This window comes from Ignatzschineria sp. LJL83 (genome assembly GCF_054871845.1).
On sequence record NZ_JBTXLY010000003.1, the window covers coordinates 97,003 to 111,088 of the forward strand.

At 38.3% G+C, this 14,086-nt stretch carries 11 protein-coding genes and 5 tRNA genes; 8 read left to right on the plus strand and 8 right to left on the minus strand.

The genetic code is table 11. The features are described from left to right. Window positions 1-268 precede the first annotated feature (268 nt). Window positions 269-523, plus strand: a complete 255-nt coding sequence (locus ACYSN2_RS03250; protein WP_461748824.1) for an FAD assembly factor SdhE — start codon at window positions 269-271, stop codon at window positions 521-523. 114 nt (window positions 524-637) lie between these two features. On the opposite strand, the gene ACYSN2_RS03255 is transcribed toward ACYSN2_RS03250, so the two are convergent. The 5 genes from ACYSN2_RS03255 to ACYSN2_RS03275 form a co-directional block, all read right to left on the minus strand. Then, window positions 638-713: transfer RNA gene (locus ACYSN2_RS03255), tRNA-Thr, on the minus strand. Between the two features lie 425 nt (window positions 714-1,138). After that, window positions 1,139-1,214, minus strand: a tRNA-Thr gene (locus ACYSN2_RS03260). A 90-nt stretch (window positions 1,215-1,304) separates the two neighbouring features. Continuing rightward, complete coding sequence (locus tag ACYSN2_RS03265; protein WP_461748825.1) at window positions 1,305-3,293, minus strand: GNAT family N-acetyltransferase; 1,989 nt, start codon at window positions 3,291-3,293, stop codon at window positions 1,305-1,307. Window positions 3,294-3,499: 206 nt separating this feature from the next. After that, window positions 3,500-3,574: transfer RNA gene (locus ACYSN2_RS03270), tRNA-Lys, on the minus strand. Window positions 3,575-4,040: 466 nt separating this feature from the next. Beyond that, a tRNA-Lys gene (locus ACYSN2_RS03275) sits at window positions 4,041-4,115 on the minus strand. Window positions 4,116-4,610: 495 nt separating this feature from the next. Here ACYSN2_RS03275 and ACYSN2_RS03280 point away from each other — a divergent pair. Beyond that, window positions 4,611-5,828 (plus strand): aromatic amino acid transport family protein, encoded by a 1,218-nt coding sequence (locus tag ACYSN2_RS03280; RefSeq protein WP_461748826.1) that lies wholly within the window; start codon window positions 4,611-4,613, stop codon window positions 5,826-5,828. A gap of 103 nt (window positions 5,829-5,931) precedes the next feature. Here ACYSN2_RS03280 and fnr read toward each other — a convergent pair whose 3' ends face one another. From fnr to ACYSN2_RS03295, 3 genes are all read right to left on the minus strand, one after another. Next, entirely contained in the window at window positions 5,932-6,645 is a 714-nt protein-coding gene (gene fnr / locus ACYSN2_RS03285; RefSeq protein ID WP_461748827.1) for a fumarate/nitrate reduction transcriptional regulator Fnr, read from the minus strand. 282 nt (window positions 6,646-6,927) lie between these two features. Further along, window positions 6,928-7,284: a DMT family transporter gene (locus ACYSN2_RS03290; protein WP_461748828.1), complete on the minus strand. Its 357-nt coding sequence runs from the start codon at window positions 7,282-7,284 to the stop codon at window positions 6,928-6,930. Next, window positions 7,277-7,615, minus strand: a complete 339-nt coding sequence (locus ACYSN2_RS03295) for a DMT family transporter (protein ID WP_461748829.1) — start codon at window positions 7,613-7,615, stop codon at window positions 7,277-7,279. Before ACYSN2_RS03295 ends, ACYSN2_RS03290 begins: the two co-directional genes overlap by 8 nt. Before the next feature lie 376 nt (window positions 7,616-7,991). Here ACYSN2_RS03295 and ACYSN2_RS03300 point away from each other — a divergent pair. From ACYSN2_RS03300 to truB, 6 genes are all read left to right on the plus strand, one after another. After that, window positions 7,992-8,068, plus strand: a tRNA-Met gene (locus ACYSN2_RS03300). Between the two features lie 69 nt (window positions 8,069-8,137). Then, a complete protein-coding gene (gene rimP / locus ACYSN2_RS03305) occupies window positions 8,138-8,614 on the plus strand; it encodes a ribosome maturation factor RimP (protein ID WP_461748830.1) in 477 nt (158 codons plus the stop codon). A gap of 24 nt (window positions 8,615-8,638) precedes the next feature. Next, window positions 8,639-10,132, plus strand: a complete 1,494-nt coding sequence (gene nusA / locus ACYSN2_RS03310; protein WP_461748831.1) for a transcription termination factor NusA — start codon at window positions 8,639-8,641, stop codon at window positions 10,130-10,132. A gap of 51 nt (window positions 10,133-10,183) precedes the next feature. Next, window positions 10,184-12,778: a translation initiation factor IF-2 gene (gene infB, locus ACYSN2_RS03315; protein ID WP_461748832.1), complete on the plus strand. Its 2,595-nt coding sequence runs from the start codon at window positions 10,184-10,186 to the stop codon at window positions 12,776-12,778. Next, on the plus strand, window positions 12,778-13,170 hold the full coding sequence (gene rbfA / locus ACYSN2_RS03320) for a 30S ribosome-binding factor RbfA (protein ID WP_461748833.1): 393 nt from the start codon (window positions 12,778-12,780) through the stop codon (window positions 13,168-13,170). Before infB ends, rbfA begins: the two co-directional genes overlap by 1 nt. Next, on the plus strand, window positions 13,154-14,074 hold the full coding sequence (gene truB / locus ACYSN2_RS03325) for a tRNA pseudouridine(55) synthase TruB (RefSeq protein ID WP_461748834.1): 921 nt from the start codon (window positions 13,154-13,156) through the stop codon (window positions 14,072-14,074). The genes rbfA and truB overlap by 17 nt, the downstream gene beginning before the upstream one ends. Window positions 14,075-14,086 lie beyond the last annotated feature (12 nt).

Genomic DNA, 14,086 nt, shown 5'->3' on the forward strand with positions numbered 1-14,086 from the left:
CGTTCATTATATATTTCTTAGCCGGAGGTAGATCATAGCAAAATTTTAGACTGTTTTGCGCATTTTTTTGACTATTTTCACTTTCAAGTCAATAAAGTGCAGTTCGCTTCTGCAAATAATCTTTCATAAACAATTTGTTCAAAACCTCGGCATTTTTTCTAAAATAAGATTAGCGCTCTCTGAACTTTGAAACATAGTACACTTAAGCCTTACAAATCTTTAGTGTCACCGTTTTTTTATGAAATTTTTAGCTGAAAGAGGTTATGAAATGAGTGAGAAATATGATCTCAGAAAAATAAAATGGCGTTCACGCCGAGGAATGCGCGAACTAGATGCATTATGTGATCGTTATCTTGCGAACCACTTCGAAAGTGCACCGGATACAGAAAAAGATCTCTATCTTTCCCTATTAGATATGCAAGATCCTGAGCTCTATTCTCTATTGATGCATCGTGCGGAATACCCTACGCCTGAGATCAAAGCACTTGTTCTCAAGATGAATCCTGATCTTTTGGACGAATAGATCCAATAATTCCATTTAGAAGAGATGGGCTTATCACTTTGATTCCATCTCTTCTCAAAATATTCAAGACAAGAAAAATCCCAATACCTTTCGGTATTGGGATTCTCTTTTGTATGGTGCCGGCACCACGAATCGAACGCGGGACCTACTGATTACAAGTCAGTTGCTCTACCAACTGAGCTACGCCGGCTGAACTACATTTCAGAATTAGGATTATAGAGAGGAAGATTCTATCTGTCAACACTCTCGATTAAATATGACCACCAGATAACGATAACTATCTGATATTCATAATTTAACAACTATTATTATCAATACTATTACCCCAATAATAGAGAGAAATAACACGATTCTAATAAAAACAAATCAAGATGTAATGACATATTTAATGACATTAAAATACAATTTGAGGCGCTTCATCCAAAAAATTTGATAAAAAAGTCGTAAGTAGTCATCAAGGCTTCAATACTATTTTCATTACAACAACATTAAAACAAACAAAAATCATCGTAAATCACTCCATCTAAATAATTCCGTACTTCTTAGAAAAATGATTTATCTTTTTCGGAATAAGAAAAATCCCAATACCTTTCGGTATTGGGATCTTCTTTTGTATGGTGCCGGCACCACGAATCGAACGCGGGACCTACTGATTACAAGTCAGTTGCTCTACCAACTGAGCTACGCCGGCTGAACTACATTTCAGAATTAGGATTATAGGGAGGAAGATAAGGACTGTCAACCATTGAGCAACAATCAATCAAATCTTCTTGTTTTACTGTTATACCTCGGCAATTCCCCCTCGTAAAAGCGCATTTTTCACAGTATGAAGCGCTCGTTTTTCATTGTGATGCGCATCAATCACAGCTCGGTCTCGAACATCCAATATTCCTTCTTGAGCCTTTTCTTGCAAAATTTTCGTAATTTCCGCACGATATTCACGATGAGAAAGGTTTAACAGCGCATCTGCCCCAAATTTTTGAATGGCTTCCTGAATCCACTCTTGTACATTTTCATCTTCTAAAGATTTCAAAACAACTGCCGAATGTAATCCCGTTGTTTTATCGAGATGAAAGCCTAAATGAGCGATCTGATAACCGATAGATTCCCAAAAAAGTAGTAAATTCTGTGTTAAACCAAAGCTTACAGAGATAAAGTCCACTAACGTTTCTACTTTAGATTCTAAAAACTGTACCATTCTTTGCCCAATCCCTAAACGCCGTAAGGGCTCAATCACAGAGATTCTCGAAATCCGAACCGATTGTTGCAACATGGCTTCAGGAAAATAACTTTGTCCTACTAACATCTGCGCGACTAAATTTCCTTTCGGCCGGCGCACACCATTAAATACCGCTTCTGTTAATGCCGGAGATAATCCACCTTCCTCCATTGCCCAAATCGCACCTATTAATCTTTTCTGATAATAAGCGAGCACAAATACCTGATTCGGCGCATCCATTAAACGCCGTAAATCCTGAATATTTGTTTGGTAATGTGTGTCATTTAACAGTTGATATAGAGCAACTAATTTCGGAAGATTCTCCCGAAGCTCATGGATATTCTCATAGTTATAAAATTCGCAATACAATTCGTAATCTAATGCGCCATGAATCTCTGTTTCTAAACCATCCCAATTATTTTCTACATTGTTTTCGAGGTTAATTACTTGATTCATTCCAATCAGGGAAGATTCCACTTCTGAAAGAAACGCCGTATCGGTTAACAGCTCCTTCGATTCAACTTCCTTCAACTCAAATCTCAACGCATCACACAATTTCGTGAGCGCATCTTTACCGGAGAATCTTTTAAGCTGATGAAGCTGGTAGGAATGATCAATCAATACGAGATCGCCGATCTTCTCTCGTAATCCTTGCCCTGTGCCTTCATAGTTTTCTACCGATGAAATCATTAATACTTTCTGAAATCGCCGGCATAATCTCTCTAAATGCGCTAACGGCATCTTTGCAGCTTCTTCAATAATTAAGGTTTGTGGTTGTTTGTCATTCTCGGCAATACTCAGAAAAAGCGCATCCGGCGCTCTGAAAGGTAAATTTTCAATATGCAGATATTGCGTAATCGCATTTTGATTGGGAGCTGTTAACACAAATGCTTCCGGCGATTCTTCAATCATTGAAGCACCTAACCAAGACTTACCAGAACCACGCGCAGAAAATAACGTATAAATGCCGGCAGATTTCTCTAGGAAGTCTTGTTTAATCACCATCTGTTCTGAATCATCTAATTCTAAAAAATGTTCCTGGGCTTTTGATCTTTCGGGAATGATTTTAGGAATCTCTATTGATAATTCATCAATCTCGGTTGGTGCAATGACCTTTCCATTTTTAAAGAAATACGCATAACGCACCAACATGGCTTGAAGATATTGATGAAAATAGGGCGTTGCAATCGGTTCTGAATGAAATCTTTCGCTCTCTTTCAATCCCAAAACATCTTGCGTGAATAAAACCAAGATTCCGCCAGCACCGATGGTTGCGGCAATCGAAAGAAAATAATCTAAAGGAAAACCCTCTCGAATATCTAGCAATACCGCTTCTGTGGTTAATCCTAAATATTCCCGTGTTTTATTCAGTGGCAGAATAATTGCTTTTGAATTCGCTAAAAGAGATTCTTCATCTGAAAAGCAGATACCTTTTGGAAATAGCTCTAAAAACTCAGAGATCAAGTGAGAAATATCCACATCTTTCGCATCGATCACCACAACGGATCGTTGCTGTACATTTTGAATTATTTGCAATTGCTCAATCAACATCTTCTACCTTATTTTTCGTGAGATTTTAGAATTAGAAAAAGGAAGATTTCTTAAATGACAACGACATTCCTTCTCAAAAATAATTCATGAACCCATTGTGAATGATCTTTTATTCAAGGATTCCTCATTTATCATACGTAAAAATAAAACGATAAATAGAGCAGATACAAAAAAGCCCCCACTAAGTGGAGGCTTTTTAAATTCTATGGTGGGTCATGAGGGATTCGAACCTTCGACCAATTGGTTAAAAGCCAACTGCTCTACCACTGAGCTAATGACCCGTAGAAGAGTTAGTATTATAGAGATTTTTCTTTAATGGTCAACTCTATTTTCGCTATTTTTGACACATTTTTCTTAAAAAATGCATAACTTATTCATTTATCAAAAACAATTTCACAAAAAATCACGTAATTTTCATCCAAGAACTATCTGTAAAAGCTAAATACTTTCGTAAAATGGAAAATATTGATCGTAAATTTAAATAGGGGATACTTTAAAATACTTTGGCAATGTTTTGGAAAGGGTTTTCAATACGAACAAGACCTTTCTGAATCTTTAAGTTTTTTAAATCTGCTAATGAATGAAATCATTCTTACTTTGGAAATCTATCATGCCAGCAATCTCAATTATGTATCGAGATGCCGAGATCGCTCTTATTGTTAGACTTTACTTCCTAATGGGAATGTCGGCAGAATCTAAATAACAGACATAAAAAGACCTCCACATAAGTGGAGGTCTTTTTATAATTGGTGGGTCATGAGGGATTCGAACCTTCGACCAATTGGTTAAAAGCCAACTGCTCTACCACTGAGCTAATGACCCCGAGGAATTAGTATTATAGAGAAATATTTTTCATCGTCAACTCTCAACACATCATTTTTACGGGTTTGCATAAAATAGAGGCACAATAAAATATTAACCACCTGTTTTTTAGTGGTTTTTTATAACTATATTTTTTACAAGAATGTTTTAAAATCACATAAACCTCATCTCTACCACGTTTCTAATCGTCCATACCATATCTCTAATATGGGAATTCCCCCTCCTAAACCTAATATCTTTAGAGCTTTTAAAATGTTTATAGCTTTCCTTTTAATCTCAAAATTGTGCCAATGAAACCTTTCTCCAAAGCCATTCGCAATTTTCTTTTAACATTCTCTAAAATACGCTTTTAACCCTAAAATCCTTGCTTGAAATAACTTTACACTCAATCTCCTTAGACAATAAAATTATTCTCTACTATGATCTTTGATTAAGGAGATAGAAAACATCTTTTTCTTCTAACCTCTTCTATATCAATCTCAAAGGACTTTTACGATGAAAAATCGTGTATTTGGAAGCACGCTAATTATAGCGGGAACCGCCGTCGGTGCTGGAATGCTTGCCATGCCACTCACTTCGGCACAAATGGGATTTGGCATGACTTTCGCCATTCTCTTTTTCTTATGGATATTATTAACCTTTACGGCGTTGCTCTATGCGGAAGTACATCAATACAGTCCCAACGATGCCGGCATTGCCGGAATTACAGAGCAATACTTTGGTCTTACCGGCAAGCTCATCGTCAACTTCATCCTGCTCTTCTTTATGTACGCCGTTTTAACAGCCTATATTACGGGAAGCGGAAACTTACTCTTTAATCTAATTCCAAAGTCTTTAGATCTTGATCCAGAAAAAGCACAAAAAATTGCAGCGCTCGCATTTGCAGTGTTATTTGGAATTATCGTAACCATTGGGATTGCGCTTTCTGATATTACCAATAGACTCTTTTTTGGATTGAAAGTCCTAAGCTTTATTGTTTTACTCTATTTCCTCTTCGGTAAATTTTCTGTCACAAACTTACAATATGCGCCGACAAACAATTTATTAGTCTTCTCGGCACTTCCGATCTTCTTTATGACTTTTGGTTTCCATATCTGTACGCCCACCATTAATGAATACTTACAAGGGGATAATCATAAACTACGCCTTGCATGTATTTTCGGATCTACCGGCATTTTCGTGATCTATATTATTTGGCAGATGGCAACGCACGGCGTATTGGAACAATCACAATTAATCGCAATTTTAAATGAAGATCCAAGCTTAAATGGCTTAATTCATGCGTTTGAAGTAACCACCGGCAGTAAAACCATTAGTGAAATTGTGAGAATCTTCTCTGTTTTAGCATTAACAACGTCCTATATCGGCGTATCACTTGGGTTATCGAATGCCGTAAAAGATCTATTAGCACACTTTAATATGAGTAAAAACAACTTGATGGTGGGAGCGATTACCTTTATTCCGCCGATCATTGTAGGCTTTACTTATCCAAATATCTTCTTAAGCGCCTTTAGCTTTGCCGGCGTAATCTTTGCATTTATCGGCGTGATCTTACCGGTCGCTTTAGCGTATAAATCTCGTAAATTAAATCCAGATGCTAAACATGTTCGTGGTGGCAATCTCTCGCTTATTCTTGCAGTGATCAGTGCGGTGGTGATTATCTTCGTAGGTTCATTCCCAGAGTTACTGAATCTACCTAGCGTTGTCGGTTAATCAATAGATAAAAATCTACACATCAAAAAGGCTACTTCATCAGTAGCCTTTTTTATATCTATGACCCGTCCTGAATCACTACATATCTGTCACTAACCTATTCTTAATGAATTTCAAAACTGACCATTTCTTGTAGTTTGTCAAAATCTAATAATTTAATTTGTCGGTGATTTACTTCAATCAATCCTTGATCTTGTAGCTTTTTCAAAAGGCGACTGACTGTTTCAACCGCTAAGCCTAAATAGCTACCAATATCCGCTCGTGACATACTAAGTGAAAATTCAGTGGCTGAGTAACCTCGGCGTTTTAATCTCGCGGATAAACTTAAGAATAAAGCGATTAATCGCGCTTTTGCCGGTTGAGAGCCGATCATTGTCATCATCTGCTCATCACATTTAATCTCGTGACTCATAATCTTTAGCAGTTGTCTGGAGATATTGGGAATCGTCACTGCAATGGTATCTAGTTGATTATAAGGGATCTCGCATAAACTCGTTGTTTCAAGCGTTTTAGCTCCACAAGTATGTATACCCGAACTTAAAGCATCTAATCCAATAATTTCCCCAGGAAGATAAAAACTCGTGACGTGCTCTGTGCCATCATTCGCAACTTTATATGTTTTAACTGCCCCAGATCTTACCGCATATAGCGATGTAAATGGATCTCCAGGATAAAATACATGTTTTCCTCTAGAGAGAGGTTTACCACGTTGAACGATTTTTTCTAATTTTACAAATTCATTATTTTCTAAACCGACAGGGAGACACAGTTGTTGTAAACTACAATTCCCACATGCGACTTTTATCTTTTTTTGCATGCCCTTTACCTCAAACTAGATTTTTAATCTTTATTATTTTATTATTCGAAGTGCCATTATTGCGCAATAATACCACAACTAACTGCAACAATCACTTTAACAATATAAGATTAATTACAACCGATTGATTTTATAATTATTTATTTTAAATAAATGATAAGAACCTATAATCTTAAGGGAATATCAATATTATTTTTATATAGTTTTTATATGTATAGTTTGATTAATATATCTCAAATATATAACAACTGTTATACATTTTATTTTATTTCTTTGCCTTTATTACACACCCATATCCGCAAGATTTAATAAAACCACACCCACCACAACAAGAGTCAAACTGATAATCTTTTGAATTGTAAGCTGTTCTTTAAAAAAGAGCGTTCCTGAAATTGTCATTAATACCGTGGATAATCCTGCCCAAACGGCATATCCGATACTCATATCAATTCGGCTCATGACTAAAGTAATCAGAAACAAGAAGAGACTATAGCCAACAATAACGCCCGCAAGCGTCCACTTGGAAGATCCGCAACCTAGAAGTTTTAAACTCGTTGTCGCAAATGCACTACAGAAAATAGCAACGATTAATAAAATCCATACATTCACGCTCGCTAAAAAAGTCAATATCTCAGTCATTGACTACCTTTTTTTGTTGTTCAAATGTCAATCCAACAACTCCTAGGCTAATCAAAACAAACGCGATAATTTTCATATTCGATAGATATGCATCAAAAAATAGAATATCAATAATAGAGATCGCAACCATCCCAATCGCCGTCCAAAGGGCATATGCAATCGAAATTTGAACTTTTGCAATACATGCCACAAAAGCGACAAATCCTAAGCCATAAAATATAAGCATCAATATTGAGGGTAAAATTTCACTAAACCCATTTGACAATTTCATGCAAACAGTTCCTATTACTTCGAAACAGATTGCAATCGCCATTAATAATACAGCTGGCATAATCACCTTCTATCCATCATCGTTTAAAATATCGTTGTCATTCTACACACTTTTCAGCGAATCTTCCGATCTTATTCACATCTTCAAATCAACATACATCTGCTTTCATCGGGAAAGAGAACGTCTATCTATAATAATCTTTACATTATGTATCATAACATCTCTGCGGTGCTCCAAAAGTTATTCCACAACTTACAGTTCATCACAATTTTTAAAGATAAAACACGGAAATAAATACTTCCTTTTAATATACGTATTTCAATAAGATAAGTAGAAGCAATTCATTCAGGAAATACAAAACTATTGATTTATTCACATAAACACAAATTATGACTTGCATTTATGTGAAGGATATATATAATAGCTTTCTCATTGACGCGGGGTGGAGCAGTCTGGTAGCTCGTCGGGCTCATAACCCGAAGGTCGTTGGTTCAAATCCAGCCCCCGCAACCAAATATAATAATAAAAGCCCGTTCTTAAACGGGCTTTTTGCTTATCAATTTTTTATGGGAAATGACCTCTATGCGTAAAGACCCTTATAACCTTACAGAACTTCTTTCGCCATCTATCGAGGCAATGGGATATCAACTGTGGGGTATTGAATTTCATCCGAACACAAAAAATGCCATTCTCCGTATCTATATTGATAAGGCAGATGGCATTGGTATTGAAGATTGTGAAATCGTCAGCAATCAAGTTGCCGGTCTTTTGGATGTTCATGATCCTATTACCATGGCATATACGCTTGAAGTATCATCTCCGGGAATGGATCGTTACTTCTTCCATCCTGAGCAATTCGCAGAATATAAAGATCAATTGATCTCTTTCCAATTACGTTCTGCCATGAATAACCGTCGCCGTTTTCAAGGAAAGGTCGTTGATGTGACAGATACTGATTTAAGCATCATCATGAAACTTGAAAATGATCAATTTTCTGAAGAGCCTATTTTAGTTCCTCTATCAAATATTGACAGAGCACAACTCGTCCTCGACTTTTAACATTTATAACAGAGACTTTTCAACATGAATAATAAAGAAATAATGCTCGTTGCGGAAACTGTATCTAATGAAAAAGGCATCTCTAGAGATGAGATCTTTGCGGCATTAGAATTTGCATTAGCGGCGGCAGCTCGTAGAACTTATACCATTGATGTAGATCTTCGTATTGAAATTAACAAAGCAGATGGTTCATATAGAACTTTCCGCCGTTGGATGGTGGTAGAAGATCAGCTTCCACAAGAAGAGCAAGTTCCTACTCGCCAAATCACTATTTCTGCAGCACAAATTGATGACCCTGAAATTGAATTAGGGGAATTTATTGAAGAAGAAATTGAAAATATTCCTTTTGCGCGCATTGGTGCACAAACTGCAAAACAGATTATTTTCCAAAAAATTCGTGAAGCTGAAAGAATGCAAATGGCTCGCCGTTATGAGCATAAAATTGGTGAACTCATTCGTGGTACGGTAAAACGTATTGATCGCGGTAACTTCTATATTGATATCGGCGATAATGATGAAGCTTTCTTACCAAAAGAAAACATGATTCCTCGCGAATCTCTTCGTATCGGTAATCCCATTAGAGCGGTTTTAGAAGAAATCAGTGAAGATAACCCAAGAGGCCCTCAGATTCTTCTTTCAAGAAGAAGTGATAGCCTCATCAAAGCGCTTTTCGAAATTGAAGTACCAGAGATTAACCAAGGGGCGATCGAAATTATCGCAGCAAGCAGAGATCCAGGAAGCCGTGCGAAAATTGCTGTAAAAACACACGATCAACGTATTGATCCTGTGGGTGCTTGCGTGGGAATGCGTGGTTCACGTGTACAAAACATTACTAAAGAACTTGCCGGTGAGCGTGTTGATATTGTGCTTTGGGATGAAAACCCAGTGCAATTTGTCATTAACGCAATGTCTCCTGCAGAAGTTCTATCCGTTGTGGTAGATGAAGATCGTCACATGATGGATATTGCGGTTAGCCAAGATAAGCTTTCTCAGGCGATTGGCCGCGGCGGACAAAACGTTCGTTTAGCATCAAAACTCACAGGTTGGGAACTCAACGTGATGGGGAATGATGATGCACAACAAAAATATGAGAAAGAATCAGGTCGTATTCAAGATCTCTTTATGGATGGACTTAACGTGGATGAAGAGGTTGCTGAAATCCTCATCCGTGAAGGTTTCTCAACCATTGAAGAAGTTGCCTATGTTCCTGTTGTAGAAATGCTAGAAATTGAAGAATTTGATGAAGATATTATCGAAGCACTTCGCGATGCTGCACTTGAAGCATTAAATAATAAAAAAGCACTTCTTCAAAACTTAGGTGAATCAGCACCCACCCCTGAGCTTATTCATGCGCTCGATGAAAACGAGCTTCTCGCAATTACCCTCGCAAAAAGCAATATTCGCACACTAGATGATTTAGCAGAACTCTCTACTGACGAATTATGTGAGTTAATCGAGATCGATGAAGAAGATGCAAGTAAGTATATTATGGCGGCAAGACAGAGCTGGTTTGAATAATATGAATAAATAATTTTAGATAGACATAGAGTGTCTACTTGGAAGATAAGAATGAGTGAACAAGATAAAACAAAAAGCCCATCAAAAATTACGTTAAAGCGTAAAACCCATACCGAGCTGAAAGTAGAAACAGCTCCTGGGCAAGCGCGCACGGTGCCTGTTGAAGTGCGCCGTAAACGTACTTATCAAAAAATTGAAGATAATGTTGTAACACCTGATGAGAATAATCTTGCAGTTACCGCCGAAGAAACGAATACACCTGTTGCTAATGCTGAAACTGTAGCTCAAAACAATGATGTTCCTCCGGTAGACACCCCTAAAGACACTAAAACGACTGAACAAGAAGTTACGACTTCAAAGACTACAGATAAAGTTGAAATGGAAGCAAAACGTAAAGCGGAACAAGAAGCAAAACGCCTTGAAGCAGAGAAGCTTCAAAAAGAACGCCAACTCGCAGCTAAAGAACGTGCAGAGCGTGAATTAGAAGAGAAAAAAGAAGCAGCAAGAGCTAAAAAAGAGCAACGTGATCGTGCACAGCAAGAAGAGATCGCTCGCCTTAATAAAATGGCTTCAGCAACTGAAAAACCTGTTTCAAAAGTAGCAATTCAATTCCAAACACAGGAAGAGCCTGTTGTGGAAGAACCTATTGTTGAAGAAGAGATTATCGATGAAGTCGTTGCGAAACCAGCAAAACGTTTACCAAAGTCAGATGATGACAATAAATCTGATAAAAAATCACGTAAAGCACCGGTAACTCGCCGTAAAGATCGTGATAGCGATCGTGCTGAGATTTCATTGAAGCGTGAAAACAAACGTAATACTCGTCGTCAGCCAAAACGTTCACAACAGCCACAGCAACATGGTTTCCAATTACCTACGGTAACAAAACAAATTGAAGTTGAATTGGGTGAAACTATTAGCGTTGCGGATCTTGCACACAAATTATCTATTAAAGCAGCAGAAGTCATAAAAGCTTTAATGAATCTTGGTTCAATGGTGACAATCAACCAACTGCTTGACCGTGAAACAGCGGCAATTGTCGTTGAAGAGATGGGTCATACCTTTAAATTTGTAAGTGAAAACCCATTAGAAGATGAGTTAATCGCTTCAATTGAACAAGGTGGCGAAAACCTCCTTAAACAACGTCCTCCTGTTGTCACAATCATGGGTCACGTTGACCATGGTAAAACATCACTTCTTGACTATATTCGTAAAGAACACGTTGCAAGCGGTGAAGCAGGTGGAATTACACAGCATATCGGTGCTTATCATGTGAAAACATCTAAGGGCGTGATTTCATTCTTAGATACACCAGGACATAGTGCGTTCGCCGCAATGCGTGCTCGTGGTGCGAAAGTAACGGATATTGTTGTATTAGTAATCGCAGCAGATGATGGCATCATGCCACAAACAATCGAAGGTATTCAGCATGCGAAAGCATCAAATACGCCGGTAATTGTTGCAGTTACTAAAGTCGATAAACCAACCGCTGACAAAGATCGTATCATGTCAGAGTTAACACAATATGGCATCGTTTCTGAAGAGTGGGGCGGTGAAAACCTCTTCGCATTTGTTTCTTCAAAAACAGGGGAAGGGATTGACCATCTTCTTGATCAAATTCTTGTTCAAGCAGAAGTGTTAGAGCTGAAAGCAATCTCTGAAGGTCCTGCTCGTGGTTCTGTGATTGAATCGAAACTCGATCGTGGTCGTGGTCCTGTTGCCTCTATTCTTGTTCAATCAGGTTGCCTCAAAAAAGGCGATATCTTACTTGCCGGTTATGAATATGGCCGTGTAAGAGCCTTAATTGATGAAAATGGTCAACAAGTAGAAAGTGCATCTCCTTCAATTCCAGTAGAAGTGATCGGTTTATCAGGTGTTCCAAATGCCGGTGATGAAGTAATGGTGGTACCAAATGAGCGAAAAGCTCGTGAAATCGCGCTTTTCCGTCAAGGAAAATTCCGTGAGATTAAATTAGCAAGACAGCACAAATCAAAACTTGAGAATCTCTTCAACTCTATGGGTGAAGCAGAAACTAAACGTCTTAACATTGTTCTTAAGGCAGACGTTCAAGGTTCTATCGAAGCGATTGTGGATGCATTACATGAACTTTCTAATGATGAAGTCACAGTAACAGTTGTTGCAAGTGGCGTGGGCGGTATTACTGAATCTGATGCAAACTTAGCGGTTTCTTCAGATGCGCTTGTAATCGGATTTAACGTTCGTGCGGATAACAGTGCTCGTAGAATCATCGAAGAAGAAGGCTTATCGCTCTACTACTACAGCGTCATCTATGATGTGATCGATGAAGTGACGAAAGCATTAATCGGTAAACTTGCGCCACAATTTAAAGAACAAATTATCGGTATTGCCGAAGTTCGTGATGTATTCAGATCTCCGAAACTTGGTGCGATTGCTGGCTGTATGGTAACTGAAGGTTTAATCAAACGTCACAGTCCAATTCGTGTTCTTCGTGATAACATAGTAATCTATGAAGGTGAACTAGAATCACTACGCCGCTTTAAAGATGACGTTAGTGAAGTTCGCGCAGGCATTGAGTGTGGTATCGGCGTGAAGAACTATAATGATGTTCGCGCAGGAGACCAAATCGAAGTATTTGAAACTGTTGAAGTAGAACGAAAACTATAATGAGTAATAATTCACGTTTAAAACGCATAGATGAGCAGCTCCGTCAGGAGCTCTCTATGCTAATTAGAAAAGAAATCAGTGATCCACGAGCAAGTATGGTTTCAATTACTTTAGTTGAAACTGTTCGAGATTTTTCCCACGCGAAGGTGTATGTCACATATTTAGGTCCTGAAGAGGAACGAGGAGAGATCATTGATCTACTCCATGAATATGCGCAAGAATTTCGCCGTCAACTCGGGAAAATCCTCCGCTTGAGAACGATTCCTCGTTTTCACTTTATTTACGATGACCTTCTTGAAAAGAGTAATGCAATGACCTCTCTTATCACGGAAGCGATTCGTTCAGATGAACAAAAAGCCGAGAAAAATCGCACTGATGAACAAGAAGATTAAACATAAACGCCGTCATATTGACGGCATTTTGCTTTTAGATAAACCGAAAGGGATTACAAGCAATCATATCCTTCAAAGAGTTAAACGTCTTTTCAATGCTGAAAAAGCAGGGCATAGTGGCACGCTTGATCCCATGGCAACGGGAATGCTTCCAATCTGTTTTGGAGAAGCCACCAAATTTGCCGGACAACTCCTTGATAATCATAAGTCCTATCAATTTACCTGTAAGCTTGGAGAAAAAAGCTCTACCGGCGATGCAGAAGGCGATATCATCGACACAATGCCGGTGCCGGAAAATCTGACGCAAGCGAAGATTGAAACCATTCTTGAATCCTTCTTAGGAGAAATTGAGCAAGTTCCGCCCATGGTGTCGGCACTTCATCATGAAGGAAAGCGATTATATGAGCTCGCGCGAGAAGGGATTGAGGTAGAGCGTAAAGCTCGAAAAATCACAATTTTGTCGCTGACACTGGATGACATCTCTGAGGATTCCTTCACCGCAACCGTGGCATGCTCCAAAGGAACCTATGTTCGCGTCCTTGCCGAAGATATTGCCACAAGCCTAAAGACATTAGGTCATCTGACGATGCTACGCAGAATTACCATCCATCCCTTTGAAAATGCAACGCTTATTCCTTTTGCAGAAATCGAAGCGCTTGAAGGGGATTTTGAAGCATTAGATCAATTACTTCTCCCCATTGATACAGCACTGACAGATCTTCCGATATTAACCTTTAATCAGGAAGAATCTACACGTATACTTCATGGACAAAGAATACATATTGAAGGTACACTCGAACACGATCTATATCGTCTATATAGTGACGATCACCAATTTTTAGGGATCGGTGCGCCCAATACGCCAACATCTATTGGCCCTAAGCGCATCATCCAAAAAGGCTAATTTTAATTGAGT

Excerpts from the sequence above, each read along its gene's own strand:
- ACYSN2_RS03250 (WP_461748824.1), top strand. The coding sequence starts at position 269 with ATGAGTGAGAAATATGATCTCAGAAAAATAAAATGGCGTTCACGCCGA.
- ACYSN2_RS03265 (WP_461748825.1), bottom strand. The coding sequence starts at position 3,293 with ATGTTGATTGAGCAATTGCAAATAATTCAAAATGTACAGCAACGATCC.
- ACYSN2_RS03280 (WP_461748826.1), top strand. The coding sequence starts at position 4,611 with ATGAAAAATCGTGTATTTGGAAGCACGCTAATTATAGCGGGAACCGCC.
- fnr (WP_461748827.1), bottom strand. The coding sequence starts at position 6,645 with ATGCAAAAAAAGATAAAAGTCGCATGTGGGAATTGTAGTTTACAACAA.
- ACYSN2_RS03290 (WP_461748828.1), bottom strand. The coding sequence starts at position 7,284 with ATGACTGAGATATTGACTTTTTTAGCGAGCGTGAATGTATGGATTTTA.
- ACYSN2_RS03295 (WP_461748829.1), bottom strand. The coding sequence starts at position 7,615 with ATGCCAGCTGTATTATTAATGGCGATTGCAATCTGTTTCGAAGTAATA.
- rimP (WP_461748830.1), top strand. The coding sequence starts at position 8,138 with ATGCGTAAAGACCCTTATAACCTTACAGAACTTCTTTCGCCATCTATC.
- nusA (WP_461748831.1), top strand. The coding sequence starts at position 8,639 with ATGAATAATAAAGAAATAATGCTCGTTGCGGAAACTGTATCTAATGAA.
- infB (WP_461748832.1), top strand. The coding sequence starts at position 10,184 with ATGAGTGAACAAGATAAAACAAAAAGCCCATCAAAAATTACGTTAAAG.
- rbfA (WP_461748833.1), top strand. The coding sequence starts at position 12,778 with ATGAGTAATAATTCACGTTTAAAACGCATAGATGAGCAGCTCCGTCAG.
- truB (WP_461748834.1), top strand. The coding sequence starts at position 13,154 with ATGAACAAGAAGATTAAACATAAACGCCGTCATATTGACGGCATTTTG.